The sequence below is a fragment of the Amycolatopsis sp. NBC_00348 genome (assembly GCF_036114655.1).
GTDB lineage: Bacteria > Actinomycetota > Actinomycetes > Mycobacteriales > Pseudonocardiaceae > Amycolatopsis.
Window position 1 is genome coordinate 4,098,713 of record NZ_CP107994.1, and the last position, 20,701, is coordinate 4,119,413.

Annotated in this window: 25 protein-coding genes; 15 read left to right on the forward strand and 10 right to left on the reverse strand. The window is 71.2% G+C overall.

Annotated features, from left to right (window positions below):
* Positions 1–249 precede the first annotated feature (249 nt).
* The 3 genes from OHS58_RS17630 to OHS58_RS17640 are packed head-to-tail and all read right to left on the reverse strand — an operon-like array spanning position 250 to position 2,779.
* Positions 250–696 carry a GNAT family N-acetyltransferase gene (locus OHS58_RS17630; protein WP_328649041.1) on the reverse strand — a complete coding sequence of 149 codons (447 nt, stop codon included), beginning with the start codon at positions 694–696 and terminating at the stop codon, positions 250–252.
* A gap of 2 nt (positions 697–698) precedes the next feature.
* Positions 699–1,703 carry a non-homologous end-joining DNA ligase gene (ligD, locus tag OHS58_RS17635; RefSeq protein WP_328649042.1) on the reverse strand — a complete coding sequence of 335 codons (1,005 nt, stop codon included), beginning with the start codon at positions 1,701–1,703 and terminating at the stop codon, positions 699–701.
* Complete coding sequence (locus tag OHS58_RS17640; RefSeq protein ID WP_328649043.1) at positions 1,700–2,779, reverse strand: ATP-dependent DNA ligase; 1,080 nt, start codon at positions 2,777–2,779, stop codon at positions 1,700–1,702. Before OHS58_RS17640 ends, ligD begins: the two co-directional genes overlap by 4 nt.
* 72 nt (positions 2,780–2,851) lie before the next feature.
* On the opposite strand from OHS58_RS17640, the gene OHS58_RS17645 reads away from it, so the two are divergent.
* Both OHS58_RS17645 and OHS58_RS17650 read left to right on the forward strand, forming a co-directional pair.
* Positions 2,852–3,358, forward strand: coding sequence for a DinB family protein (locus OHS58_RS17645; RefSeq protein WP_328649044.1), 507 nt, complete (start codon positions 2,852–2,854; stop codon positions 3,356–3,358).
* On the forward strand, positions 3,358–4,308 hold the full coding sequence (locus OHS58_RS17650) for a squalene cyclase (RefSeq protein ID WP_328649045.1): 951 nt from the start codon (positions 3,358–3,360) through the stop codon (positions 4,306–4,308). Before OHS58_RS17645 ends, OHS58_RS17650 begins: the two co-directional genes overlap by 1 nt.
* A gap of 47 nt (positions 4,309–4,355) precedes the next feature.
* Here the strand turns inward: OHS58_RS17650 and OHS58_RS17655 are convergent, their stop codons facing one another.
* On the reverse strand, positions 4,356–5,516 hold the full coding sequence (locus tag OHS58_RS17655; protein WP_328649046.1) for a DUF1015 family protein: 1,161 nt from the start codon (positions 5,514–5,516) through the stop codon (positions 4,356–4,358).
* A gap of 124 nt (positions 5,517–5,640) precedes the next feature.
* Between OHS58_RS17655 and OHS58_RS17660 the strand changes: the two genes are divergently transcribed.
* Complete coding sequence (locus OHS58_RS17660; protein ID WP_328649047.1) at positions 5,641–7,155, forward strand: MDR family MFS transporter; 1,515 nt, start codon at positions 5,641–5,643, stop codon at positions 7,153–7,155.
* Here OHS58_RS17660 and OHS58_RS17665 read toward each other — a convergent pair.
* Positions 7,152–8,033, reverse strand: coding sequence for a TIGR03854 family LLM class F420-dependent oxidoreductase (locus OHS58_RS17665; protein ID WP_328649048.1), 882 nt, complete (start codon positions 8,031–8,033; stop codon positions 7,152–7,154). The genes OHS58_RS17660 and OHS58_RS17665 overlap by 4 nt on opposite strands.
* A gap of 64 nt (positions 8,034–8,097) precedes the next feature.
* Positions 8,098–8,535, reverse strand: coding sequence for a MarR family winged helix-turn-helix transcriptional regulator (locus OHS58_RS17670; RefSeq protein ID WP_326948768.1), 438 nt, complete (start codon positions 8,533–8,535; stop codon positions 8,098–8,100).
* 70 nt (positions 8,536–8,605) lie between these two features.
* Here OHS58_RS17670 and OHS58_RS17675 point away from each other — a divergent pair, with 70 nt between their 5' ends.
* Together OHS58_RS17675 and OHS58_RS17680 are read left to right on the forward strand one after the other, a co-directional pair.
* Positions 8,606–8,998 carry a DUF5313 family protein gene (locus OHS58_RS17675; protein WP_326954025.1) on the forward strand — a complete coding sequence of 131 codons (393 nt, stop codon included), beginning with the start codon at positions 8,606–8,608 and terminating at the stop codon, positions 8,996–8,998.
* Between the two features lie 16 nt (positions 8,999–9,014).
* Complete coding sequence (locus OHS58_RS17680) at positions 9,015–9,992, forward strand: RluA family pseudouridine synthase (protein WP_328649049.1); 978 nt, start codon at positions 9,015–9,017, stop codon at positions 9,990–9,992.
* Positions 9,993–10,120: 128 nt separating this feature from the next.
* On the opposite strand, the gene OHS58_RS17685 is transcribed toward OHS58_RS17680, so the two are convergent.
* Positions 10,121–10,318, reverse strand: coding sequence for a hypothetical protein (locus OHS58_RS17685; RefSeq protein WP_328649050.1), 198 nt, complete (start codon positions 10,316–10,318; stop codon positions 10,121–10,123).
* Here OHS58_RS17685 and OHS58_RS17690 point away from each other — a divergent pair.
* From OHS58_RS17690 to OHS58_RS48760, 3 genes are read left to right on the forward strand one after another with little or no spacing between them, the layout of a single operon-like run.
* The gene (locus OHS58_RS17690; protein WP_328649051.1) at positions 10,317–10,568 is read left to right on the forward strand and encodes a hypothetical protein; all 252 of its coding nucleotides are present in this window, start codon (positions 10,317–10,319) and stop codon (positions 10,566–10,568) included. The genes OHS58_RS17685 and OHS58_RS17690 overlap by 2 nt on opposite strands.
* Positions 10,565–10,957 carry a hypothetical protein gene (locus tag OHS58_RS17695; protein ID WP_328649052.1) on the forward strand — a complete coding sequence of 131 codons (393 nt, stop codon included), beginning with the start codon at positions 10,565–10,567 and terminating at the stop codon, positions 10,955–10,957. The genes OHS58_RS17690 and OHS58_RS17695 overlap by 4 nt, the downstream gene beginning before the upstream one ends.
* Positions 10,849–11,406, forward strand: a complete 558-nt coding sequence (locus tag OHS58_RS48760) for an ABC transporter permease (RefSeq protein ID WP_442875543.1) — start codon at positions 10,849–10,851, stop codon at positions 11,404–11,406. Before OHS58_RS17695 ends, OHS58_RS48760 begins: the two co-directional genes overlap by 109 nt.
* Positions 11,407–11,595: 189 nt before the next feature.
* On the opposite strand, the gene OHS58_RS17700 is transcribed toward OHS58_RS48760, so the two are convergent.
* A complete protein-coding gene (locus tag OHS58_RS17700) occupies positions 11,596–12,615 on the reverse strand; it encodes an AraC family transcriptional regulator (RefSeq protein WP_328649053.1) in 1,020 nt (339 codons plus the stop codon).
* A gap of 142 nt (positions 12,616–12,757) precedes the next feature.
* On the opposite strand from OHS58_RS17700, the gene OHS58_RS17705 reads away from it, so the two are divergent.
* The 3 genes from OHS58_RS17705 (at position 12,758) to OHS58_RS17715 (ending at position 14,878) form a co-directional block, all read left to right on the forward strand.
* Positions 12,758–13,135: an STAS domain-containing protein gene (locus OHS58_RS17705; RefSeq protein ID WP_328649054.1), complete on the forward strand. Its 378-nt coding sequence runs from the start codon at positions 12,758–12,760 to the stop codon at positions 13,133–13,135.
* A 579-nt stretch (positions 13,136–13,714) separates the two neighbouring features.
* Positions 13,715–14,491: an iron-containing redox enzyme family protein gene (locus OHS58_RS17710; RefSeq protein WP_328649055.1), complete on the forward strand. Its 777-nt coding sequence runs from the start codon at positions 13,715–13,717 to the stop codon at positions 14,489–14,491.
* A 147-nt stretch (positions 14,492–14,638) separates the two neighbouring features.
* Positions 14,639–14,878 carry a hypothetical protein gene (locus OHS58_RS17715; RefSeq protein WP_328649056.1) on the forward strand — a complete coding sequence of 80 codons (240 nt, stop codon included), beginning with the start codon at positions 14,639–14,641 and terminating at the stop codon, positions 14,876–14,878.
* 3 nt (positions 14,879–14,881) lie between these two features.
* Here OHS58_RS17715 and OHS58_RS17720 read toward each other — a convergent pair whose 3' ends face one another.
* Positions 14,882–15,190 (reverse strand): putative quinol monooxygenase, encoded by a 309-nt coding sequence (locus OHS58_RS17720; RefSeq protein ID WP_326948681.1) that lies wholly within the window; start codon positions 15,188–15,190, stop codon positions 14,882–14,884.
* A gap of 140 nt (positions 15,191–15,330) precedes the next feature.
* Entirely contained in the window at positions 15,331–17,016 is a 1,686-nt protein-coding gene (locus tag OHS58_RS17725) for a PucR family transcriptional regulator (protein WP_328649057.1), read from the reverse strand.
* 267 nt (positions 17,017–17,283) lie between these two features.
* Here OHS58_RS17725 and OHS58_RS17730 point away from each other — a divergent pair, with 267 nt between their 5' ends.
* Genes OHS58_RS17730 through OHS58_RS17745 form a run of 4 tightly spaced genes read left to right on the forward strand, consistent with a single transcriptional unit; the run spans position 17,284 to position 20,700 of the window.
* Positions 17,284–17,751 (forward strand): Hsp20/alpha crystallin family protein, encoded by a 468-nt coding sequence (locus tag OHS58_RS17730; RefSeq protein WP_328649058.1) that lies wholly within the window; start codon positions 17,284–17,286, stop codon positions 17,749–17,751.
* 10 nt (positions 17,752–17,761) lie between these two features.
* Positions 17,762–18,265 (forward strand): general stress protein, encoded by a 504-nt coding sequence (locus tag OHS58_RS17735; protein WP_328649059.1) that lies wholly within the window; start codon positions 17,762–17,764, stop codon positions 18,263–18,265.
* Positions 18,265–20,151 (forward strand): molecular chaperone DnaK, encoded by a 1,887-nt coding sequence (gene dnaK, locus OHS58_RS17740; protein WP_328649060.1) that lies wholly within the window; start codon positions 18,265–18,267, stop codon positions 20,149–20,151. Before OHS58_RS17735 ends, dnaK begins: the two co-directional genes overlap by 1 nt.
* Positions 20,152–20,160: 9 nt before the next feature.
* The gene (locus OHS58_RS17745) at positions 20,161–20,700 is read left to right on the forward strand and encodes a nucleotide exchange factor GrpE (RefSeq protein ID WP_328649061.1); all 540 of its coding nucleotides are present in this window, start codon (positions 20,161–20,163) and stop codon (positions 20,698–20,700) included.
* The last annotated feature ends 1 nt before the right edge of the window (position 20,701 follow it).

Sequence of the window (20,701 nt, forward strand, 5' to 3'; positions counted from 1 at the left end):
GCGAGCGGCCGGGCCAAGCACAACACGTCGGCACAGCGGTACTCAAGCCCTGCGCCGGGCGAAGAGCCCTAAGGCGAGCGGCCAGACCAGGCACACACGTCAGCGCAGCGGTACTCAAGCCCCGCGCCGGGCGAAGCCCGTGGCCGGGCGGCCCGATCAGGCACACGCGCCGTCACCGCAGCGCTCAAGCCCCTCCGCGCGCGGCCCCGGCGGGCGCACCAAGGGATGCCGCTGAGCCATCGTCGGCCGCTAGACCAGCGGCTTCTCGTAACAGACCGACTCCGGGTCGGTCTCGTGCGGTGGGAAGTTCGGCACCCGGCGGAAGCCCGCGCGCTCGTACAGGCGCATCGCCGCGGGCTGGCGGGCGCCCGTCTCCAAGCGGATGCGGGCCCCGCCCGCCTCCTGGGCCAGGCGTTCGGACGAGGTCACCAACGCGTCCGACACCCCTGAACCCCGCGCGTCCGGGGCCACGAACATCCGCTTCAGCTCGTACACGTCCGGCTCCACCGGCTCGATCGCGCAGCAGCCGATCGCTCGCTCGCCGTCCCATGCCAACAGGTAGCGGGTTCCCGGCCGCAGGGGTGACGGCTGGGCGTCGACCGGCAGGTTGTAGACCACCACCAGCTCCGCCGTCATCGCCGTGACCAGCGCGATCAGCAGTCCGTCGTCGGCCGCGCACTCCGCGACGGTCGTCAATGTCAGGCCTTCTTCGCCCGGCTCGGCGCGACGCGCGGTGGCTCGTTCGGCATCTTCGGGTAGACCGGCGGCCACGGCGCGTCCATCAGCCCACCGGCCATGTCGGCCTCCGACAGCGCCAGCAGCGGCTCGATCGACTGCGGCCGCTCCCCCGCGCCCGCCCACGGGTCACCCAGCTCGGCCAGCCGGGCCGGCACCGTGCTCAGCGTGAACGTGTCGGGCTCGACGCCGGCCAGCTCGTCCCACGCGATCGGCGTGGACACCTGGCCGCCGACGCGCGGGCGCACGCACCACGTGCCGAACACGGTCTTGTGCGGTGCGTTCTGGTTGAAGTCGACGAACACGCGCGAGCCGCGCTCCTCCTTCCACCACTGCGCCGTGATCTTCTCCGGGTGACGCCGTTCGAGCGCCCGCGCCAGCGCGACCGCCGCGGCCCGCACCTGGAAGCTGTCCCATCGCGGCTCCAGGAGCACGTACAGGTGCAGGCCCCGCGAGCCGGACGTCTTGAGGTGGCCTTCGATGCCGTGCTCCCCCAGGAACTCCCTGGTCAGCAGCGCGGCCTCGCACAGGTCGCCGAAGCCGATGCCCGGTGACGGGTCGAGGTCGACGCGCAGCTCGTCGGCGACCTCGGGCGTGTCCGCGCGGTACGGCCACACGTGGAAGCCGAGGCAGCCGAGGTTCACCGCCCAGAGGATGTGCGCCAGGTCCTTCGCGACCAGCGCGTCACTCGTGGTGCCGTTCGGCGTCGACACCACCGTGGTCGACAACCACGGCGGCGCGCCCTGGGGCACGCGTTTCTGGAACCAGTTCTTGCCGCCCGCGCCGTCCGGGTAGCGCTCCAGCAGCAGCGGGCGCCCGCCGAGCCGGGCCAGCAGCGGCCCGGCGACCGCGCGGTAGTACTCGACGAGGTCGAGCTTCGTCTCGCCGCGCTCGGGGAAGTAGACCTTGTCCGGGCTGCTGATCCTGACCTCGACGCCGTCGACGTCCAGCAGCACCGCGCCGCTCATCTGGCCTCCCCAAACAGCTTGGCGAGCTCCGCGGGCGGTGCCTCGTCGAGCTGGGCGTACGTGCAGGACTCCGGGGTGCGGTCGGGCCGGAACCGGACCAGCCGCCCGCCGTGGCGGAAGCGGCCGCCCTGCAGGTGCTCGTAGCGGACCTCGGCCACCCACTCGGTGCGCAGCGGCTCCCAAGCGAGATCCTTGCCGGGCGCCCAGCGGCTGTTCGCGCCCGGTTGCCGGCCCGGCTGGGGCTCGTACTCGGCCCAGGAACGCCAAGGATGGCCCTCCAGCGCGTTTTCCCGCAGCGGCGCCAGCTCCTCGACCAGCTCGGCCCGCCGCGCCTTCGTGAAGCTGCTCGCCACCCCGACGTGGTGCAGCACGCCTTCGTCGTCGAACAGGCCGAGTAGCAGCGAGCCGACGCCGGCGCCGTCCTTGTGCCAGCGGAAGCCGGTCACCACGCAGTCGGCCGTGCGCTCGTGCTTGACCTTCCACATGACGCGCTTGTCCTGCTCGTACGGCTCGTCGGCGGGCTTGGCCATCACGCCGTCGAAGCCCGCGCCCTCGAACCGGGTGAACCAGTCCTCGGCCTGTTCCGGGTCCTCGCTCAGCGGGGTCAGGTGGACGCGCTGCAGCCCTTCGGCGTCGGTCCGCAGGACGCTCTCAAGCTGCCGGCGCCGCTCGCGGAACGGCGAACCGGTGAGGTCTGCGTCCCCCAGCGCGAGCAGGTCGAAGGCGACGAAGCTGGCCGGCGTCTCCTCCGCGAGCTTCCGCACGCGCGAGGCCGCCGGGTGCAACCGCAGCTGCAGCACCTCGAAGTCCAGGCCGGCCGGGGTGACGAGGACGATCTCGCCGTCGACCACGCACCTCGGCGGCAGCGCGGCGGCCAGCAGCTCCACCAGCTCCGGGAAGTACCGGGTGAGCGGGCGGTCGTTGCGGGAGCCGAGCTCGATCTCGTCGCCGTCGCGGAACACGATGCAGCGGAAACCGTCCCACTTGGGCTCGTAGAGCAGGCCCGGCGTGCGCGGCACGTCGTGCACGGCTTTCGCGAGCATCGGCCGCACGGGCGGCATCACGGGCAAGTCCACCGCGCGAGCTTAAATCACGGGTACGACACTTCTTTTGAAAACGACACAGCCGGGCGTGATACACACGTCCTCGTGACCACCGAACGCCCAGAACCGCCCTCGATCGGGGGCGAGCGCGAAATGCTGCGCACGTTCCTCGACTTCCACCGCGCCACCCTCGCCATGAAGTGCGACGGACTGTCCGACGAGGACCTTCGCCGCGCCGCGAGCCCACCCTCGACGCTTTCCCTGCTCGGTCTCGTCCAGCACATGGCCGAGGTCGAGCGCACCTGGTTCCGGCGGGTGATCAACGCCGAGGACGTCCCGCTGCGGTACTCGGCCGACGGCGACTTCCAGGCCGCCTACGACGCGAGCTCCTCCACACGCGCGGAGGCGTTCGAAGCCTGGCAGGCCGAGGTCGAGCAGTCGCGCAAGATCGAAGAGGCCGCCGAGTCCCTCGACGTCACCGGATACCAGGTGCGCTGGGGCGAGGACGTCTCGCTGCGCCTGGTGATGCTCCACATGATGCACGAGTACGCCCGGCACAACGGCCACGCGGACTTCCTCCGGGAGGCCATCGACGGCGTCACGGGCGTCTGATGGACGTGCTCGCCTGGCTGTGCGACGCCGATCCGGCCCTGCGCTGGCAGGTCGAGCGCGACCTGCTGGGCGAGCCGCCGACGGTCTGGGAGGCCACCCGCGCCCGCGTGACGACCGAAGGTTTCGGCGCACGGCTGCTGGCGAAACAGGACCCGGACGGCCAGTGGGCCGGCGGCGCGTTCTTCCCGGCGGACTTCGATTTCGCGAGCATGAAGACGGACGGCCAGCCCTGGACGGCGACGACGTGGGTCCTCAACGACCTGCGGGAGTGGGGCGTGGACGCCGCGGCCCTGAGCGGGACGGCCGAGCTGCTCGCGGAGAACTCCCGGTGGGAGTACGAGAACCTGCCGTACTGGGGCGGCGAGGTCGACTGCTGCATCAACGCGTGGACTCTCATGAACGGCCTCTGGCTCGGCGCGGACGTCGCCGGGATCGCCGGCTGGTTCGTCGAGCACCGGCTACCGGACGGCGGCTGGAACTGCGAGTGGGTCGAAGGGTCGACGCGCTCGTCCGTCCATTCGACACTCAACTCGCTCAAGGGCCTGCTGGCCTGGGAAACGGCGACGGGCGGCTCACCGACGACCCACGCCGCCCGCCGCGGCGGCGAGGAATACCTCCTGGAGCGCGGCCTCTTCCGCCGCCTGTCGACCGGCGAACCGGTGCTGCCTGGGGTGAACGGCTTTTCGTACCCGTTCCGCTGGCACTACGACGTGCTCAACGCGGCCGAGTACTTCCGCCTCGCGTCCCGGCTGGACGGCACGCGCCCGGACCCGCGCATGGCGGAGGCGATCGAGCTGATCCGCACGGCCCGGCAGCCGGACGGCACGTGGCTCCAGGGCCGCCGCCTCCCGGGCCGGGTGTGGTTCGAGACCGACGTCCCGGAGGGCGAGCCGTCGAAGTGGCTGACCCTGTCGGCGACCCGCGTCCTGGCCTGGTGGGACGGGTCGTGAGTGGCTAGGGCGGTTAGAACCGCCCCAACCACTCACGACCCCCGGCGTCAGAGCGCCGCCAGGACCAGGCCGCTGCGGGGCTTCGGTGTGAAGTACGTGGCCTTGCGGGGCATCTGGCGGCCCGCCGCGTGCACCGCCAGGACGTCGGCGTAGGCCACCGGGGCGAGCAGGACCACCGCGTCCGCGTCGTGCGGTGCCGGGCGGCCGGCCGGGAGCGGGTGGACGTGGGGGCCGTCCGGGTCGACGCCGAGCGCGTCGGCGAACAGGACGCGCTCGACGATCTCGTGGTCGATCACCGGGTCCGGCCAGGCCTGCTTCGGCAGCGGGACCCGCAGCACCGCCGAACCCGCGTGGACCACGACCTCGCCCGGCACCGGGACGGCGTGGTCGTCGAAGCGGACGTCGAGGCCGGCCGCGCACCAGCGCGACACCAGCTCCTCCGGGCCGAAACCGGTGCCCGTCAGCACCCGGTTGATCGCGCCGATCCGCAGCTGCGGACCCGCTGTGACCAGGGCGAGGAGTGCGCCGTGGCCGGCCGCCGCGGCCGCGGCCACGCGGTGGTTGCCGTCGGCGACGAGCAGGTCGGCGCCCGCGACCGCGGCCAGCAGCCGGTCCTGCAGCGGCCCGGCGGGCACCGCCCACAGCTCGTGCCGGCGGCCCGCGGCGTCCGAAGTGGACAGATCGGGCAGGCCGAGGCCGGCGCAGGCGCGTTCGACCTGCTCGGTCAGCGGGTCGCCGTCGGCGGCCGGGACGAGCAGCGCGGCGCTGGTCGCGCAGCCCAGCCCGGCCAGCACTGCGGCCCGTTCGGCGACGACGTCCGGGTAGACGTCCTCGGTGTGGCGCACCCGCGCGGTGCCGTCGTCGGTCACCGCGGCCGGGTCGACCAGGCAGAGCAGGCCGGACGCGACGCCGTCCGGGCCCTCGATCCGGTACGGCGCGACGAACCGCCGCATCGGCCGGTAGTAGCGCTTGCGGAGCCGTTCGAGCATGGCCCGGGCGATCGGGACGGCCGCGGTCTGGTCGAGCCCGTGGGCCAGCGCCGCGGGCGTGCGGGCCGGGTGCTGCACGGCCAGCAAGGTGTCCGCGGCGCCGGGAGCGGCCAGCGCGGCGATCACTTGGTCGGGCTCGGCGAACTCGTCGACGTCGGGGCCGGGGACCGCGTCGCGGACCACCCATCCCTGCTCGATCGGCCGGATCCAGTCGCTCATCCTCCCATCTTCCGCGCCGGGGACTGTGACGGAAATTCGCTGGGGTGCGGACCACCGCGATGGAATGCTTAGGACTGCAAAGCAGTTGACTCCGGTCATGGCCACCCCGAGGAGCACGCCACCGATGACGACCCCGGCCCCCACCAGCGTGAAAGGGGTCGGCTTCCGGTCCGAACGCGGCCCGGTGCTGATCGCCGTCATGCTCAGCACGGCGCTGGTCGCGCTGGACAGCACGATCATCGCGACCGCGGTGCCCTCGGTGGTGCGCGACCTGGGCGGGTTCTCGCAGTTCCCGTGGCTGTTCTCGGTCTACCTGCTGACCCAGGCGGTCACCGTCCCGCTCTACGGCAAGTTCGCCGACGTGCTCGGCCGCCGTCCGGTGATGTTCTTCGGGATTGCGGCGTTCCTCGTCGGCTCGGTGCTGTGCGGGGCCGCGTGGAGCATGCCGGTGCTGATCACCGCCCGCGCGGTGCAGGGCATCGGCGCCGGCGCGATCCAGCCGATGTCGATGACGGTCATCGGCGACCTCTACACGGTGGAGGAGCGCGCGCGCGTGCAGGGCTACGTCGCCAGCGTGTGGGGCGTCGCCTCGGTCGTCGGGCCGACGCTCGGCGGCGTCTTCGCGGAGTACCTGGACTGGCGCTGGATCTTCTTCATCAACCTGCCGCTCGGCGCGATCGCCGCGCTGATGCTGCACCGGAACTTCGCCGAGCGGGTCGAGCGCAAGGCGCACAAGGTCGACTACACGGGCGCGGCGCTGCTCACGGTCGGCTGTTCGCTGGTGATCCTCGGCCTGCTCGAAGGCGGCGTCGCCTGGGGCTGGGGCTCGCTGCCGAGCGTGGCGATCTTCGTGGTCGGCGCGCTGCTGCTGGTGGCGTTCGTGCTGGTGGAGAAGCGCGTCGCCGAGCCGGTGCTGCCGCTGTGGGTGTTCACCCGGCGGGTCCTGGTGGGCGGCAACCTGGTCGCGGTGGTCGTCGGCGCGGTCCTGATGGGCCTGACGTCGTACCTGCCGACGTACGCCCAGGGCGTCCTGGGCGCGGGCGCGCTGGTGGCGGGCTTCGCGGTGGCGGCGCTGACGGTCGGCTGGCCCCTGTCGGCGTCCCTGGCGGGCAAGATCTACCTGAAGATCGGCTTCCGCGACACGGCGTTGATCGGCAGCGTGTTCGTCATCGCGGGCGGCGTCCTGGTGGCGATGCTGAACGCGTCGTCGTCGATCTGGGCGGCGGCGTTCGCGGCGTTCGTCCTGGGCATCGGCCTGGGGTTGTCGTCGAGCCCGACGCTGGTGGCGGTCCAGTCGGTGGTCGGCTGGGACCGGCGCGGGGTGGTGACGGGCACGAACCTGTTCAGCCGCTCGCTGGGCAGCGCGGTGGGCGCGGCGGTGTTCGGCGCAATCGCCAACGCGACATTGGCTTCGCGGTTCGCGAACCCGCCGGCGGACGTGGCGGGCAAGCTGCCGCCGTCGGTGGACGCGACGAGCCTGGTGCTGGGAAGCCACGAGGACACGCCGGTGACGCGGTTCGTCCGCGGAGCGCTGGCGGACGCCACGCACTACGTGTTCATCGGGCTGCTGGTGGTGGCGGCGCTTTCGGTGGTGGCCCTGCTGCTGATGCCGCGGAAGACGGAGCAGCTGGAGTTCTAGTTCTGCAGCGGCACCAGTTCGGACTGGAACTTCTCCAGGAACCCGTCGAAATCACCGTGCCCCGGCCGGATCACGAACTTGCTCAGGCCCGACTCGATGTGCTGCTCCACCAGCCGTCGCGCCTCCGGCCAGCTGGTCGCGATCAGGTCCGTCACCGGTACTCCCGGACGACGGCGCGCCGCCACCGCGGTCAGCTCCGGGGAGAGCCCGCGGTCCGCCACCGCCAAGCTCAACCCGAAGTGGTCCTCTTCGATCTCCCGCCCGGCTTCGGATGCCGCCCGCTGGATGGCCAGCCGGGCCGCGAGGGACTCCGCCGGCGTGTGGAAGCTGCCCAGCCAGCCGTCGGCGAGGCGGCCCGCCCGGGCCAGGGCCGCCGGGGCGGTTCCGCCCAGCCAGACGTCCAGGGGCTTCGCCGGGCGCGGGCCGAGGGTGACGCCCGAGACCTGGAAGAACTCGCCCTCGAACGTCACGTCGTCTTCGTCGAGCAGCCGTCGCAACAGCGTCAGGGACTCGTCGAACACCGCCGCGCGGCGGCCCTCCGGGACCGGGAACAGGTCGTGCTCGGCCTTGCGGGCCGGGCGCAGGCCGAACACCGGGAGCACCCGCTTCGGCGCCAGGCCGGCCAGCGTGAGCAGCTGCTTGGCGACCAGGACCGGGTGGCGACCAGGCAGGATCGCGACGCCCGTGCCGACCTTCAGCTTCGACGTCCGCGCCAGCGCGTGCGCCATGCCGACCATCGGGTCGACTTCCGGTGAGTAGACCAGCTCCGACAGCCACAGCGAGTCGACGCCCGCCGCCTCCAGCCGCTCCGCCAGCCCGGCGAACTCCGCGGGCCCGGACCCCTGCGCCGGTGCGACGCCCAGCCTGATCTTCAGCACGACTGCCCCCTAGCTCGACTGAAGAAGACAACGCTCCGGGACGCCGGGGGCATTCCGCCGGAACTCAGGCCGTGGCGGCGATGACCCGGCCCAGCGCGGCGTGCAGCGCCTCCAGCTCACCGAGGTCCATGCCCAGCTTTTCGACGACGCGGTACGGGATCTTCTCCGCTTCGGCCCGCAGCGCGCGCCCCTGGTCCGTCAGCTCGACCGTCAGCCGGCGCTCGTCGGACCGGCTCCGGGCGCGCGTGACGTACCCGAGCGCCTCCAGGCGCTTGAGCAGCGGCGACAGCGTCGCCGGCTCGTGGCGGAGCGACGCGCCGAGGTCCTTCACCGACCGCGGCGACCGCTCCCACAGCGCGAGCAGCACCAGGTACTGCGGGTGGGTCAGGCCGTGCGGCTCCAGCAGCGGGCGGTAGATCGCGATCACGCTGCGCGAAGCCACCGACAGCGCGAAACACACCTGCCGGTCGAGCTTCAGCGGGTCCTCGCCCAGGTCGATCATGCCCCGATCCTACCGTGTCGCTGGTCGCACTAATGATTAGTGCACTAACGATTAGTGTACTCTGAGTCTCATGGAACGACCTGGTGTGCTCCGCTGGTTCGGTTACGCGGTCGGCGTCCGGTTACCGGACCGCTACGGCGAATGGGTCCTGCACGACGCGACGTCGAAGCACTGGCGGGCCCGGTTCGTGCTCCAACGGTCGATCGGCATCGTGCCGCTGTGCCTCGTCTGGCTGCTGCTGCCCGGCCCGCTCGGGCTCCGGCTCTCGCTGGTCCTGATGGCGGCGCTGGTCGCGTACTTCTACTCCTGCGCGTACATGGAGGAGAGCATCGAGCACCGGCTCGGCCGGCACGGCTTCCCGCACGACACCGGCCGCCGCACCCGCGCCGAGGCGGCCGCGGCCGCCAACGCCGAGGCCACCGCCCGCTACATCGCGCGCTACCGGACCCCGACGGACGGTTAGCTACAGTCGGGGCACGATGAGACGCAAGCTCCGGCCGCCGATCCCGCCCCGCCACGGGCTCGACCCCGCCCGGCTGAAACTGCCCGCCGAGGGCGAGTGGCCGACGCTGCTGGCCCACCTCGTCGACCGGCTGCCGCGGGAGACGCCGGACCGCATCGAGCAGATGCTGCGCGAAGAACGCATCCACGGCCTCGACGGCCCGCTGGGCGTCGACACGCCGTTCGAGCCCGGCTCGTTCATCTGGTTCCACCGCGACCTGCCGGACGAGGTGCCGGTGCCGTTCACCATCGACGTCGTGCACCGCGACGAGCACCTGCTGGTCGTCGACAAGCCGCACTTCCTGGCCACCATCCCGCGCGGCAAGCACGTCCTCGAGACGACGCTCGTACGCCTGCGCCGCGACCTCGACCTGCCGCAGCTGTCCCCCGCGCACCGGCTGGACCGCGTCACCGCCGGGCTCGTGATGTTCGTGATCACCCCGGAAATGCGCGGCAAGTACCAGACGCTCTTCCGGGATCGCAAGGTGCACAAGGAGTACGAGGCGATCGCGCCGTACGATCCCGCGCTGGAGCTGCCGCGGACCGTGCGGAGCCGGATCCTCAAGGAACGCGGGGTGCTCGCCGCGCGGGAGGTGCCGGGCGAGCCGAACGCCGAGACGTACGTCGAGCTGCTCGAGCACCGCGACGGCCTGGGCCGCTACCGGCTCGCGCCGTCGACCGGCCGGACGCACCAGCTGCGGGTGCACCTGAGCGGCCTGGGCATCCCGATCCTCGGCGACGACTTCTACCCCGACCTGGTCGAAACCCCGCTCGACGACTTCACCAAGCCGTTGCAGCTGCTGGCGAAGGTGCTCGACTTCGACGACCCGCTGACGGGCGCGCACCGCCGTTTCACCAGCGGCCGGCGACTGACCGCCTGGGACGACCTCGACGCGTGGGCGGCGCCGCCAGCGGGCACCGGGGGCGCTATTTGTGCCAGAACCGGTTGCCGGTGACCTGCATCGTAGTAGTCACCATCGCCGGTACACCGATCTGATTGTCGGTCGCCGACGTCGTTACCCGTCGCCGGAGTTCAGATCTACACCGGGAGCCGCTCCGCCGCGCGTCCGGATATTCACAGATCCTACTCCGGGACGTTCCCCGCCAAGAGCTTCGTGAGATCGTCCATGAACTGGTCCATCTCGATCCAGAAGGCGTCGTCGGCGGCTCGTTTGCCCAGAAGATCCTCGGGGTCGTCGTCCACGAGCGTCAGGGCGATCCGCTCGAGCAATCCCGTCACCAGTCGCTTGTCCTGCCGCAGCGCGATCTCCCACTGCGCCATGGCTTCGGTGACATCCGCGCAGAAGACCCGCAGTCCGTCGACCGCCAGCGTGGCTTTACCCGCCGTGCACGGTCAGCAGGGAACCACGCGCTTCGACATCGGATCGGTCGTTCGTCGAGGACTTCCTGGCTTCGGCGAGCGCGCGAGCGCACCTCGCCATCCGCTTGGCCAGCACCTTCAGGTATTCGGTGAAGTGCTGAGGCCGCTCTGGGCCGACCTCGCCGACCCGGTCGCGACGGAGGTCCGATGAGGACCGGACGCCGCGTGCTCCTGCGGAGCACGGGTGTGCTGGCGCCACTGGCACTCGCCGTGGTCGCGCTGGCGCTGTGGAAGCTGGTGGTCGACCTCGCGAAGGTCCCGGACTACCTGCTGCCCGCACCGTCGGCCGTTCTCGCTTCGCTCGGCGAGAGCGCTCCCCTCCTGCTCGGCAACGTGCAGACCACCGCCGTCGAGGTCGTCGGCGGCTACCGCCTCGCGCTGCTCACCGCTTCTTCCCGATCACCGTCGACACCGCCGACGGGCTGCTGTCGGTGGACCCCGGCCGCAAGCAGCTGTTCCGGGTGCTCGGCGGGAGCGGCTGGAGCCGGTTCACCGAACTCGACCTGCCCGCGGCGCTCCCGCACCTGCTCACCGGGATGAAGGTCGCCGTCCCGCTGTCGGTCATCGGTGCCACGACCAGCGAATGGGTGGGGGCGGGCGCCGGCCTCGGCCGGCTGATCCTCGACGACCTCAACCAGCTCGACACGACCCGCGTGTTCGCCGCCATCCTCCTGCTGTCGCTGCTACCCGTGGTCCGACTGCGTGGAAACGGCCGAGTTTCTCGCTGCCGCACCGCTGAGCCCGACCGACCGGGAGAAGATCGCGCACCTCAACGCGGAGCAGCTCTACAAGCTCTGATCGGTCACTCCGCTGCTTGTCTCCGTCGGCTTGACCGTGCCGGCCACGACCAGCGCCGCGTGCGGGAGCCCATCCCAGGCCAGGAGTACGGCGGTGTTCCCGGCGTCCGGTCCGCTGCGTCACCTCGAACTCCCACCGAGAGTCGGCACAGCGGCCGGCCGCCTGGTCGAGCCCGAGATCTACGTTCCTGACCCCGCCGCCCCGGGCGCACTCGGTGAACGCGGCCGGCTGATGCTCGACGGCGACCGGTGACAGCGCGCACCGCATCGACCAGGCGAGGCGGTCCAGCGGTGGCCCGAGTTCGCCGCGGCCGCCGACGAATCCACGGTGCTCGGCTGATTGTCCACGCCGCGGGCCCTTGATTCGCCGACTCCGGCCGTTCACAGGCCCCCGTTCGTCCCCCTCGCCGGGTGACGGCCGTGCAAGGTCTCCGAGGGCAGGACGCCGAACTTGCGGCGGTAGGCGGCCGAGAACCGGCCGGCGTGCAGGAAACCCCAACGCGCGGCGACCGCGGCGATCGTCGTGCCGTCGGGGTCGGCCGTCGTGAGCTCGTCGTGCACCCGGGTCAGGCGGACATCCCGCAGGTAGGCCATCGGCGGCAGCTCGAACCAGCGCTGGAACCCTTCCTGCAGTGCGCGGACGCTGACCGAGACTTCACGGGCCAAGGTGCTCGAAGTCCACGGCAGCCCCGGCTCGTCTTCGATCAGCTCGACGGCCCGGCGTAACGCCCGGGGCGGGACCGGGGCCGCCGACGCGTGCAGGTGGTCGCTGTAGTTGTTCGGCTGGGCCAGGAGCAGACCGGCGATCACCAGGCTCTGCAGGTGCGCGGCGGCCGCGGGGTGGTGCGTGATCCCGCCCGGCCGGTCCGCCTCACGCTCCAGCAGAGCCAGCACCTCGAGCCACGACCGCGCCGCCGGGGCGTCCAGGTCCATCGCGGTGGCGAAGCGCAGCCGCTCGCCCGGTGGCCGCCCGAGCTGGCGCTCCAGCTCCAGTTCCAGCTCGTGCCGGTCGATCATGAGGCAGAGCTGGGCGCACGCGGCTCCCCACCGCAGGTCGGCCGGGTAACCCGGCACGAACACGGCGGCCCGCCCGGGTCCGGCGAACACCGGTTCCCCCGTACCGCAGCGCTGTTCGCTACGGCCGGTGACCGGGATGTTGACGTGGTAGTTGCCGGCGTCGACCGTGCCGAGCCGGACGGCGCTCCCGTAGCGCAGGTAGCCCGCGGTCACCGCGCCCAACCGGACCGCGTTGAGCCGCATGTCCAGGTCGATCGCACCGTCCAGGACTTCGATCCGATGAGGCAGGTACGTCCGGGCCACCGCTTCGTGCGCTTCGTCGACGTCCATCGCGCGAGCGACCGGATGCCCGGGCAGCAGCTCCGTTTGAGGCAAGCCCGTCACGAGCCGAACAGTAATCGTCTCGTCACGCTCACGCCAACGCGGGTAACGGACAGTGTGCCGCGTGAATCGGCTGTGCCGGAGCAGTGCCGGGCACTTCACTGGAGCGGCTGGGAGAACTACCGCGGGGAGAAACGTGCAGGTGATGGATCCGGGCCCGTCGATGACGGAGTCCGTGCAGGTCGAGCCGCTGGACCACCTGAGGCCGGGAGCCCGTCTGCTGCGTCCACGCGGTCCTTTCCACGCGCGGACCGGGATCGAGCTGATGGCCGTCATCGACGGACAGCGAGCACACGCCCTCGACCTGCTGATCCTCGACCTGACCCACCTGACCACCTTCGGCCCGGTGGCCCTCCAGATCGTCGTGCAGATCGCGACGGAGCTCCACCGCGTCGACGTCGGGCTGCGGCTGGTCGGCTCGGAACAGACCGTCGGCTCACCCTTGACCGTGGCCGGCGTGCGCTCCCTGTTCACCCTGCACAGCACGGTCGGCGAAGCCCTCGGAGCCCAGACGTCCACCTGATCTCAAGCGAGGACGGCCTCGCCGTCGACCGGCTCCGCGCCGGCCACACCTTGCCGCTGGTGCGCGCACGAACTCGATCCGGACCGCCGATCTGTCAGTCCCTGAGCGAATACGCTTCCACGGGCAGCCCCGCCATGCCGCGAACCAAGGTCTGCGCGTCCGCGTAGGCGTCCGCCGCGCCGATCCGGGCCGAACACGTGTTTCTCACCCTCGAGCGTCGACTGTGGAGTGAAGCCAGTTCGGGTGGGTACCCGGAGATTCCCGCACTCCAGGAGGATTCATGCGCTTGCCCTGCCCCCGCGGGCCGATGAGTTCCGCGGCCACCGCCCGGCTCCGCTGTGCGCCCGATGACGTGACCGCCGGCCCGGTCCCGGCCGCCACCGGCCTTCCGGTGCTGCACGACGAAGACCTCCAGCTGACCCTGTGGATCTGCTACGAACTGAGCTACCGCGGCTTCGACGACGTCGACGCCGGCTGGGAGCACGCACCGATGATCACCGGACTGCGCCGGCAGCTGGAACACCGCTGGGTCAACGGCCTCCGCGACCTCGTCACGCCCACCGCGGTGGGCGTGACGCCGTGCCGCGGGCACTGGCCGATCTGGTGCGCGCCGACGAAGGGCCGCCACTGGCGAAATTCCTGCAGCGCCGCGCTTCCGACGCGCAGTTCCGCGAATTCGTCACCCACCGATCGGTGTACCACCTCAAGGAAGCCGACCCCCACAGCTGGGCCATCCCCCGGCTTTCCGGTGCCGCGAAGGCCGCGCTGATCGAGATCCAGGCCGACGAGTACGGCCAAGGCCGCCTCGAACGGATGCACTCCGAGCTCTTCCGCGCCACGATGCGGGCCCTCGGCCTGGACGACGGCTACGGCACCTACGTCGACCGCGTACCCGCCGTGACCCTCGCGGTGAGCAACCTGATGTCCCTGTTCGGGTTCCACCGCCGCTGGCTCGGCGCCACCCTCGGGCACCTGGCGGCGTTCGAGATGACGTCGTCGCTGCCGAACCGCCGCTACGGCAACGGGTTGCGCCGCCTCGGCGGGGACCCGACGGCGACCCGGTTCTACGACGAGCACGTCGAGGCCGACGCGGTCCACGAGCAGATCGCCGCGCACGACCTGTGCGGCTCCTTCGCCCGGGAGAACCCGGCCGCCGCGGGCGATGTCCTGTTCGGCGCGGCGTGCGGACTGGCCGTGGAGGCCGAGTTCGGCCGGACGTTGCTTGCCCACTGGGAAGCAGGCCGGACGTCCCTGCGCCTGGTGAATGCCGGCGCCGAAGGGTTTCAAGGTGGGGATCCCGAATTGGTACAACGCGCCGAAGCCGTGGCCGGGATCGATGACCTCGCCGTCCGCTGAACGGATCTCGCCGCTGACCGTCAGCGTCGAGGAGGAGTTCCTCGCCGGCGACGCCCACACACGGCGACCCGTGCCACGAGCGCCGGAGATCCGTTACTGAATCCACGGCCCGGGCATCGCCCCCTTGCCGGACGTCGGGTCCCGGCCGTGACGCTGCTGGACGACCTCGTCCGCCACGTACGTCCGGCTCTCGCCGAGGCGGCCGACGACAGGATGGCGGATGCGCTGGTCCGGCGCTGCCGCGCCGGAGCGACCGGAGCCGAGCGGCAAACCCGGGTCGCGGACCGGCACGGCCACGCCGCGGTCGTGGACGACGCCGCCGGGCCGCTGCCGGCGCCGTCTCATGTGATGGGCGCGACGCGTGCCGCCCGGGCGCCCGGCGAGTGACGCTCAGGGCAGTTTCGAGGCCACGACGTCGACCCTCCGGATGTCGGGGGTGCCGGCGAAGAGATCGGGCGCCTGGGCCATCAGGGCCTCGGCCACCTTGCCGTTCAGGTGTGCCTCGCGTCCCGGCTCGTCGGGGAACACGTCGTAGATCCCGAACGTCGTGTCACCGAGACGGAACGCGAACCAGGCGGTGGTCGCCGGCTCCTCGTCGACGAGCGCCCGGCCCGACTCGAGGAACTTCTCGACGTCACCCTCCCGGCCCGGCTTGGCCTCCATCGTCACGAGCAGCCCTACAGTCGGTGCCTCAGTCATGAGTTTCCTTCTCAGCTGTCGTCCTGCGTGCCGGATTTCGTCCTGTTTGGACGCGAGCACAGATGACGGTAGCCCCGTCCCGACCGTGACGCCAGGACACTGACGAGGGGTCTGGCCGCGGTTCGTCCGTCCCCTCACGCTCACATCGAGCCCCCCAGCACCTTCCAGGCCCGGGTGGCCACGTGCAGGTTGAGCCGGCTTTCCACGTCGTTGAGGTCGAGGTCGGTGATCTCCCGGATCCGGCCCAGCCGGTAGCGCAGGGTGCTGCGGTGGATCACCAGCGCGGAAGCGGTTTCGTCGTAGTGCCCGCCGCATTCGAGGTACTGCGACAGCGTCCGGACCAGGTCCGTGTTCTTGTGTTCGTCGTAGTCGAGAATCGGGCCCAGCCATTCCCGCACGAACGCAACGATTTCGCCGCGATTCACTCCGGTGTCCAAAATACGATAAAGGCCCAGGTGGTCGAAGATTGTCGCGCCATCCGGCGACCTTGATTTCCGGCGGATGTCCAAAGCCCGCATCGCTTCCGCATAGGATTTCGGAAAGTCGCCGGGGCGGTCGCAGCGCCCGCCGACGCCGAGCGCACCGCCGCTTCCGAGGTTCTCCGAAAGCAGGTGGTACAGCGTGTCTCCGTCCAGGCGGCCGCCGACGAGGAGCACCACCGCTCCCGAGCGCCGCGAGATCATCGAGCTCAGCTGAAGGGAGGCGACGGCCCGGCTCGCGGCCTCGGCGACGGCGTCGTCGGCCTGCCTCCCGCCCCACCGCACGACGATCACGCGATGAGGACCACGCAGGTCGTGCCCGACCGCGTCGGCGCGAGCGTAGGCGCTCTCGTCGTCGGTGCCGGTGATCAGGTCGTCGACCAGGTCACGGTGCAGGCGCAGCTCGACCTCGGCGAGGTTGCGCAGGTGCGACAGCTCCAGTGCCAGCACCGTCGTCCCGTATTCGAGCGCGAACATCTCGTGGCTTCCCACGGTCTTGCGCGGGTCCACGAGCGCCACCACGCCGAGGACCTCGTACCGCGGCTTGACCAGCGAGATCAGCCGGTCCTTCTCCCGGACCGGGTGGGGAACCGCCGCGGCGCGCCTGAGCAGCTCCTCGCGCCGGTGGGCTTGGGCCTTCGGGTACGGGTCGGGCTTGCCGGGGCCGGCCCACGCCCGCAGGTTGCCGAACCGGTCTTCGATCGCGACCGGCAACGATGTCAGCTGGTGCACCGCATAGGCGATGCCCGGCTCACCCGCACCGGACACGGAGATGTCGCTGAGCACCTCGTGCACGTGGGTCTGCTGCTCGAGCCGGGCCACCGAGGCGGACAGCCTGCCGTTGACCTCCTGCAGTTCGACCGCCTGTTCGCGCTCGCGCAGGTGGAGCGAGGCGTTCGCCAGTGCACCCGCCGTCTGCCGGCCCAGCGCTTCGAGCAGGAAGAACTCGTCCTTCGGCGGCTCCACCGCCGCGTGCACCACCAGGTAGCCCCTCGGCCCGCTCAGCCCACCCAGCGCGAAGCCCCAGCACCAGCCGCCGCCGGTCAGGACCAGCGGGCCGCTGTCTCCGCCGAGGAGACGGACCTGCCGGTCGAGTTCCGCGTCCGGCTCCGCGCCGTCACGACGGCTGAGCGCACCGTCGATGATCAGGTACAACGCCTTGACACCGCAGCCGCTCAACGACGGTACCGAGGTGCCGGCCAGCCGGACGATGTCGTCGGCTTCCCGGCCGTCGAACATCATCGACGAGACGGCGAACACCCCGTGCAGATTCGACAACTGGTCTCGCCACCAGCTGTCCGACCTTGGTGGATATTGGTGCGTTTCGCCCATCGCCGCGGGTGTCATCCGGACCTCCGACCGCCGATTGGGCAAAACCCTACACGCTTGATCCTGCTCTGCCGGGTTGATCGTTCGCGCGAATTTCGACCTGCCAGGCGCACGCGCCGGGACGGCCGTCCTTGCCACTGTGTGCTGGTCCCGAAAGGTCACTGCGACAGCCCGATTCTGCCGGTATTCGCAGAACTCGTGTCCGCCCGGAAACCGCGTCGCAGAGTCGATTTGACGCGGTAGGTCTCTTTGCGGCACGTACCCGGGCGAAGAATGAGGAGAGTCATGACCTTGATGCGTTTCGACCCGTTCCGCGATCTCGAACGCTTGACCGAGCAGGCCGTGGCCGGCACCCGCGGCCCGCGGGCGATGCCGATGGAGGCCTTTCGCCGCGGCGACCGGTTCGTCGTCGCGCTGGACCTGCCGGGTGTGGACCCCGGCGACGTCGACGTGACCGTGGAACGCAATGTGGTGACCGTGCGCACCCGCCGCGCCCCGCTGCGCCAGGAGGGGGACGAGCTGCTGGTCGACGAGCGGCCGCAGGGTGAGTTCAGCCGCCAGTTCTTCCTCGGCGACAACCTGGACAGCACCCGGCTGTCCGCGGAGTTCGACCGCGGGGTGCTCATGCTCGGCATCCCGGTCGCCGAGGCCAGCAAGCCGCGCAAGGTCGAAATCGGCGGCGGTGCCACCACGACCGACGAGAAACCCCGGATCGCCGCGAAAGCCGCCCGCGAAGAACCCGCCAACGTCTAGGAGCCGGACGATGACCGCGCAGCCGGGCGCCACGGCGCCATCACCGCATCACTCTTCGGAACAACGCCGTCCGATCGGAACCTACGAAAACTACAGCGAAGCCGAGCGTGCCGTCGACTACCTGTCGGACAACGGCTTCCCCGTCGAGCGGGTCGCCATCATCGGCTCGGACGTCAAGCTGGTCGAGCAGGTCGTCGGGCGCCTCGACCACGGCGGCGCCGCACTGCGGGGGGCCGGCTCGGGCGCCGTCACCGGGCTGCTGATCGGCTGGCTGTTCGGGATCTTCAACTGGTTCACGCCGTTGCTGGCGGCCTTCACCATCGCCGTTTACGGACTCGTGTTCGGCGCGGTGATCGGCGCGATCTTCGGCCTCGCCGCGCACGCGCTCCAGCGCGGACGCCGCGACTTCGCCTCGGTCCGGGTGATGACGCCGACCCGCTACGAGGTCGTCGCCGACGACGCGGTGGCCGACGAAGCCAAGACCCTGCTCGCCAAGCTGACCGGAGGTGTGTGATGGCCAAGGCAGTCGGCATCGACCTGGGCACGACCAACTCGGTGATCGCCGTCTGGGAAGGCGGCGAGCCCACGGTCATCGCCAACTCCGAAGGCGCGCGGACCACCCCGTCGGTGGTCGCGTTCACCGAAAGCGGTGAGCGGCTGGTCGGCCAGCTCGCCCGCCGGCAGACGATCCTCAACCCGAAGGGCACGATCTATTCGGCGAAGAGGTTCATCGGCCGGAAGTACGGCGAGGTGGACGACGAGGCCAAGGCGGTCGGATTCGACGTCGTCGAGGGTGCGGGCGGTGTCGTCCGGTTCAAGGTCCGCGACAGGCTCCACTCGCCGGAGGAGATCAGCGCGCAGATCCTGCGCAAGCTCGCCGACGACGCGGGCAAGTTCCTCGGCGAGCGGGTGACCGAGGCCGTCATCACCGTGCCCGCGTACTTCAACGACGCCCAGCGGCAGGCCACCAAGGACGCCGGCAGGATCGCCGGCCTCGAGGTCCTGCGGATCATCAACGAGCCGACCGCCGCCGCGCTGGCCTACGGGCTCGGCTCGAAGGGCCACGAGACGGTCCTCGTGTTCGACCTCGGCGGCGGCACCTTCGACGTGAGCCTGCTCGACGTCGGCGACGGCGTGGTCGAGGTCCGGTCGACCGCCGGGGACACCCACCTCGGCGGAGACGACTTCGACCGCCGGATCGTGGACCACCTCGCCGATCGGTTCAAGCAGGACAACGGCATCGACCTGCGGTCGGATCCGCAGGCGCTGCAGCGGCTCTTCGAAGCCGCGGAGAAGGCGAAGGTCGAGCTCAGCTCGGTCAGCCAGACGAGCGTGAACCTGCCGTTCATCACCGCGGGCCAGGACGGCCCGAAGCACCTCACGACGACCGTGATGCGCTCGGTGTTCGAGCAGATCACCGCCGACCTGGTCGACCGGTGCCTCGGCCCGGTCAAGCAGGCGATGGCCGACGCGAAGGTGAGCGCGAACGACATCGACGAGGTCATCCTGGTCGGCGGATCGACCCGGATCCCGGCCGTGCAGAACCTGGTCCGCAAGCTCACCGGGGGCAAGGACCCGAACATGAGCGTCAACCCGGACGAGGTCGTCGCGCTCGGCGCGGCGGTCCAGGCCGGGGTGCTCAAGGGCGAGGTCAAGGACGTCCTGCTGCTCGACGTCACCCCCCTCTCGCTCGGCGTGGAAACCCGCGGCGGCGTGATGACGAAGATCGTCGAGCGCAACACGACGATCCCGGCGCGGCGGACCGAGGTGTTCTCCACCGCGGAGGACAACCAGCCCGCGGTCGACGTCGTGGTGCTCCAGGGTGAGCGGGAACGGGCCGCCGACAACCGGGTGCTCGGGCGCTTCCAGCTCACCGACATCCGGCCGGCGCCGCGGGGCGAACCCCAGGTCGAGGTGACGTTCGACGTCGACGCCAACGGCATCGTCAACGTCACCGCGCGCGACAAGGACACCGGCACCGAGCAGGGCATCACGATCAGCGAGAGCTCGAACCTCGACCAGGCGGAGATCGACCGCATGGTCACCGAAGCCGAACGCAACCGGTCCGAGGACCAGCGGCTGCGCGAGAAGATCGATGCGCGCAACCTGCTCGATTCGGCCGCCTACCAGGTCGAGCGGGCCATCACGGACACCACTCCACCGCACGAGAAGGCGCGGGCGGAAATGCTCGTCCAAGACGCTCGCGAGGCCGTGGCGGACGCCGCTCCGATGGACCGGGTGCGGTCGCTGACCTCGGAGCTGCAGCAGGTGCTGGCCGGGCTCAACGCGCCCCGGGCGAGCGGCGGCAACAGCGACGGCGGTAGCAACGGCGACGGCGGCGGCCCCCGGCACGCCGCCGACGAGGACGACGTGATCGACGCCGACTTCGACCGGGCGTGAGGCAGCGCGATGGCCACCACAGGAAGGGCCGCGGAGCAGGGAGAACCCTCCGCGGAGGTCGCCGGGGCGGGCACGGATTCCCGCCCCCGGGAAGTGCCGGCCCCGGCGACCGGGGCGGAAGAGAAGCTCGCCGAGCTCGAGGACCGGTGGCGCCGCGCCGTGGCCGACCTCGACAACGTGCGCAAGCGCCAGGCCACCGAACTGCGACGGGAAGTCGAAGCCGAGCGGTCGAGGGTCGCGGCGGCCTGGCTCCCGGTGCTCGACAACCTCGAACTGGCGCTCGCGCACGCCGAGGCGGACCCGTCGGCCATCGTGCAGGGCGTCCGCGCGACCCGGGAGCAGGCCGTCCGGCTGCTCGCCGGGCTGGGGTACCCGCGTGACGACGAAACCGGCGTCCGGTTCGACCCGAACCGGCACGAGGTGGTCGCCGTCGTCGAGGACCCGGCCACCGAACCGAACACGGTGACCCACGTCGTGCGCCCCGGCTACGGCACCGACCGGCACCAGCTGCGGCCGACGGCCGTCGCGGTGTCCAAGTCCCAGGGGTGAT

What these genes read in the sequence shown, in the direction of transcription:
- dnaK (WP_328649060.1), top strand. Translation starts at nt 18,265, where the DNA reads ATGGCCAAGGCAGTCGGCATCGACCTGGGCACGACCAACTCGGTGATC.
- OHS58_RS17695 (WP_328649052.1), top strand. Translation starts at nt 10,565, where the DNA reads ATGAGGACCGGACGCCGCGTGCTCCTGCGGAGCACGGGTGTGCTGGCG.
- OHS58_RS17685 (WP_328649050.1), bottom strand. Translation starts at nt 10,318, where the DNA reads ATGGCGCAGTGGGAGATCGCGCTGCGGCAGGACAAGCGACTGGTGACG.
- OHS58_RS17675 (WP_326954025.1), top strand. Translation starts at nt 8,606, where the DNA reads ATGGAACGACCTGGTGTGCTCCGCTGGTTCGGTTACGCGGTCGGCGTC.
- OHS58_RS17730 (WP_328649058.1), top strand. Translation starts at nt 17,284, where the DNA reads ATGACCTTGATGCGTTTCGACCCGTTCCGCGATCTCGAACGCTTGACC.
- OHS58_RS17725 (WP_328649057.1), bottom strand. Translation starts at nt 17,016, where the DNA reads ATGACACCCGCGGCGATGGGCGAAACGCACCAATATCCACCAAGGTCG.
- OHS58_RS17650 (WP_328649045.1), top strand. Translation starts at nt 3,358, where the DNA reads ATGGACGTGCTCGCCTGGCTGTGCGACGCCGATCCGGCCCTGCGCTGG.
- OHS58_RS17745 (WP_328649061.1), top strand. Translation starts at nt 20,161, where the DNA reads ATGGCCACCACAGGAAGGGCCGCGGAGCAGGGAGAACCCTCCGCGGAG.
- OHS58_RS17680 (WP_328649049.1), top strand. Translation starts at nt 9,015, where the DNA reads ATGAGACGCAAGCTCCGGCCGCCGATCCCGCCCCGCCACGGGCTCGAC.
- OHS58_RS17735 (WP_328649059.1), top strand. Translation starts at nt 17,762, where the DNA reads ATGACCGCGCAGCCGGGCGCCACGGCGCCATCACCGCATCACTCTTCG.
- ligD (WP_328649042.1), bottom strand. Translation starts at nt 1,703, where the DNA reads ATGAGCGGCGCGGTGCTGCTGGACGTCGACGGCGTCGAGGTCAGGATC.
- OHS58_RS17660 (WP_328649047.1), top strand. Translation starts at nt 5,641, where the DNA reads ATGACGACCCCGGCCCCCACCAGCGTGAAAGGGGTCGGCTTCCGGTCC.
- OHS58_RS17655 (WP_328649046.1), bottom strand. Translation starts at nt 5,516, where the DNA reads ATGAGCGACTGGATCCGGCCGATCGAGCAGGGATGGGTGGTCCGCGAC.
- OHS58_RS17670 (WP_326948768.1), bottom strand. Translation starts at nt 8,535, where the DNA reads ATGATCGACCTGGGCGAGGACCCGCTGAAGCTCGACCGGCAGGTGTGT.
- OHS58_RS17720 (WP_326948681.1), bottom strand. Translation starts at nt 15,190, where the DNA reads ATGACTGAGGCACCGACTGTAGGGCTGCTCGTGACGATGGAGGCCAAG.
- OHS58_RS17705 (WP_328649054.1), top strand. Translation starts at nt 12,758, where the DNA reads ATGGATCCGGGCCCGTCGATGACGGAGTCCGTGCAGGTCGAGCCGCTG.
- OHS58_RS17690 (WP_328649051.1), top strand. Translation starts at nt 10,317, where the DNA reads ATGGCTTCGGTGACATCCGCGCAGAAGACCCGCAGTCCGTCGACCGCC.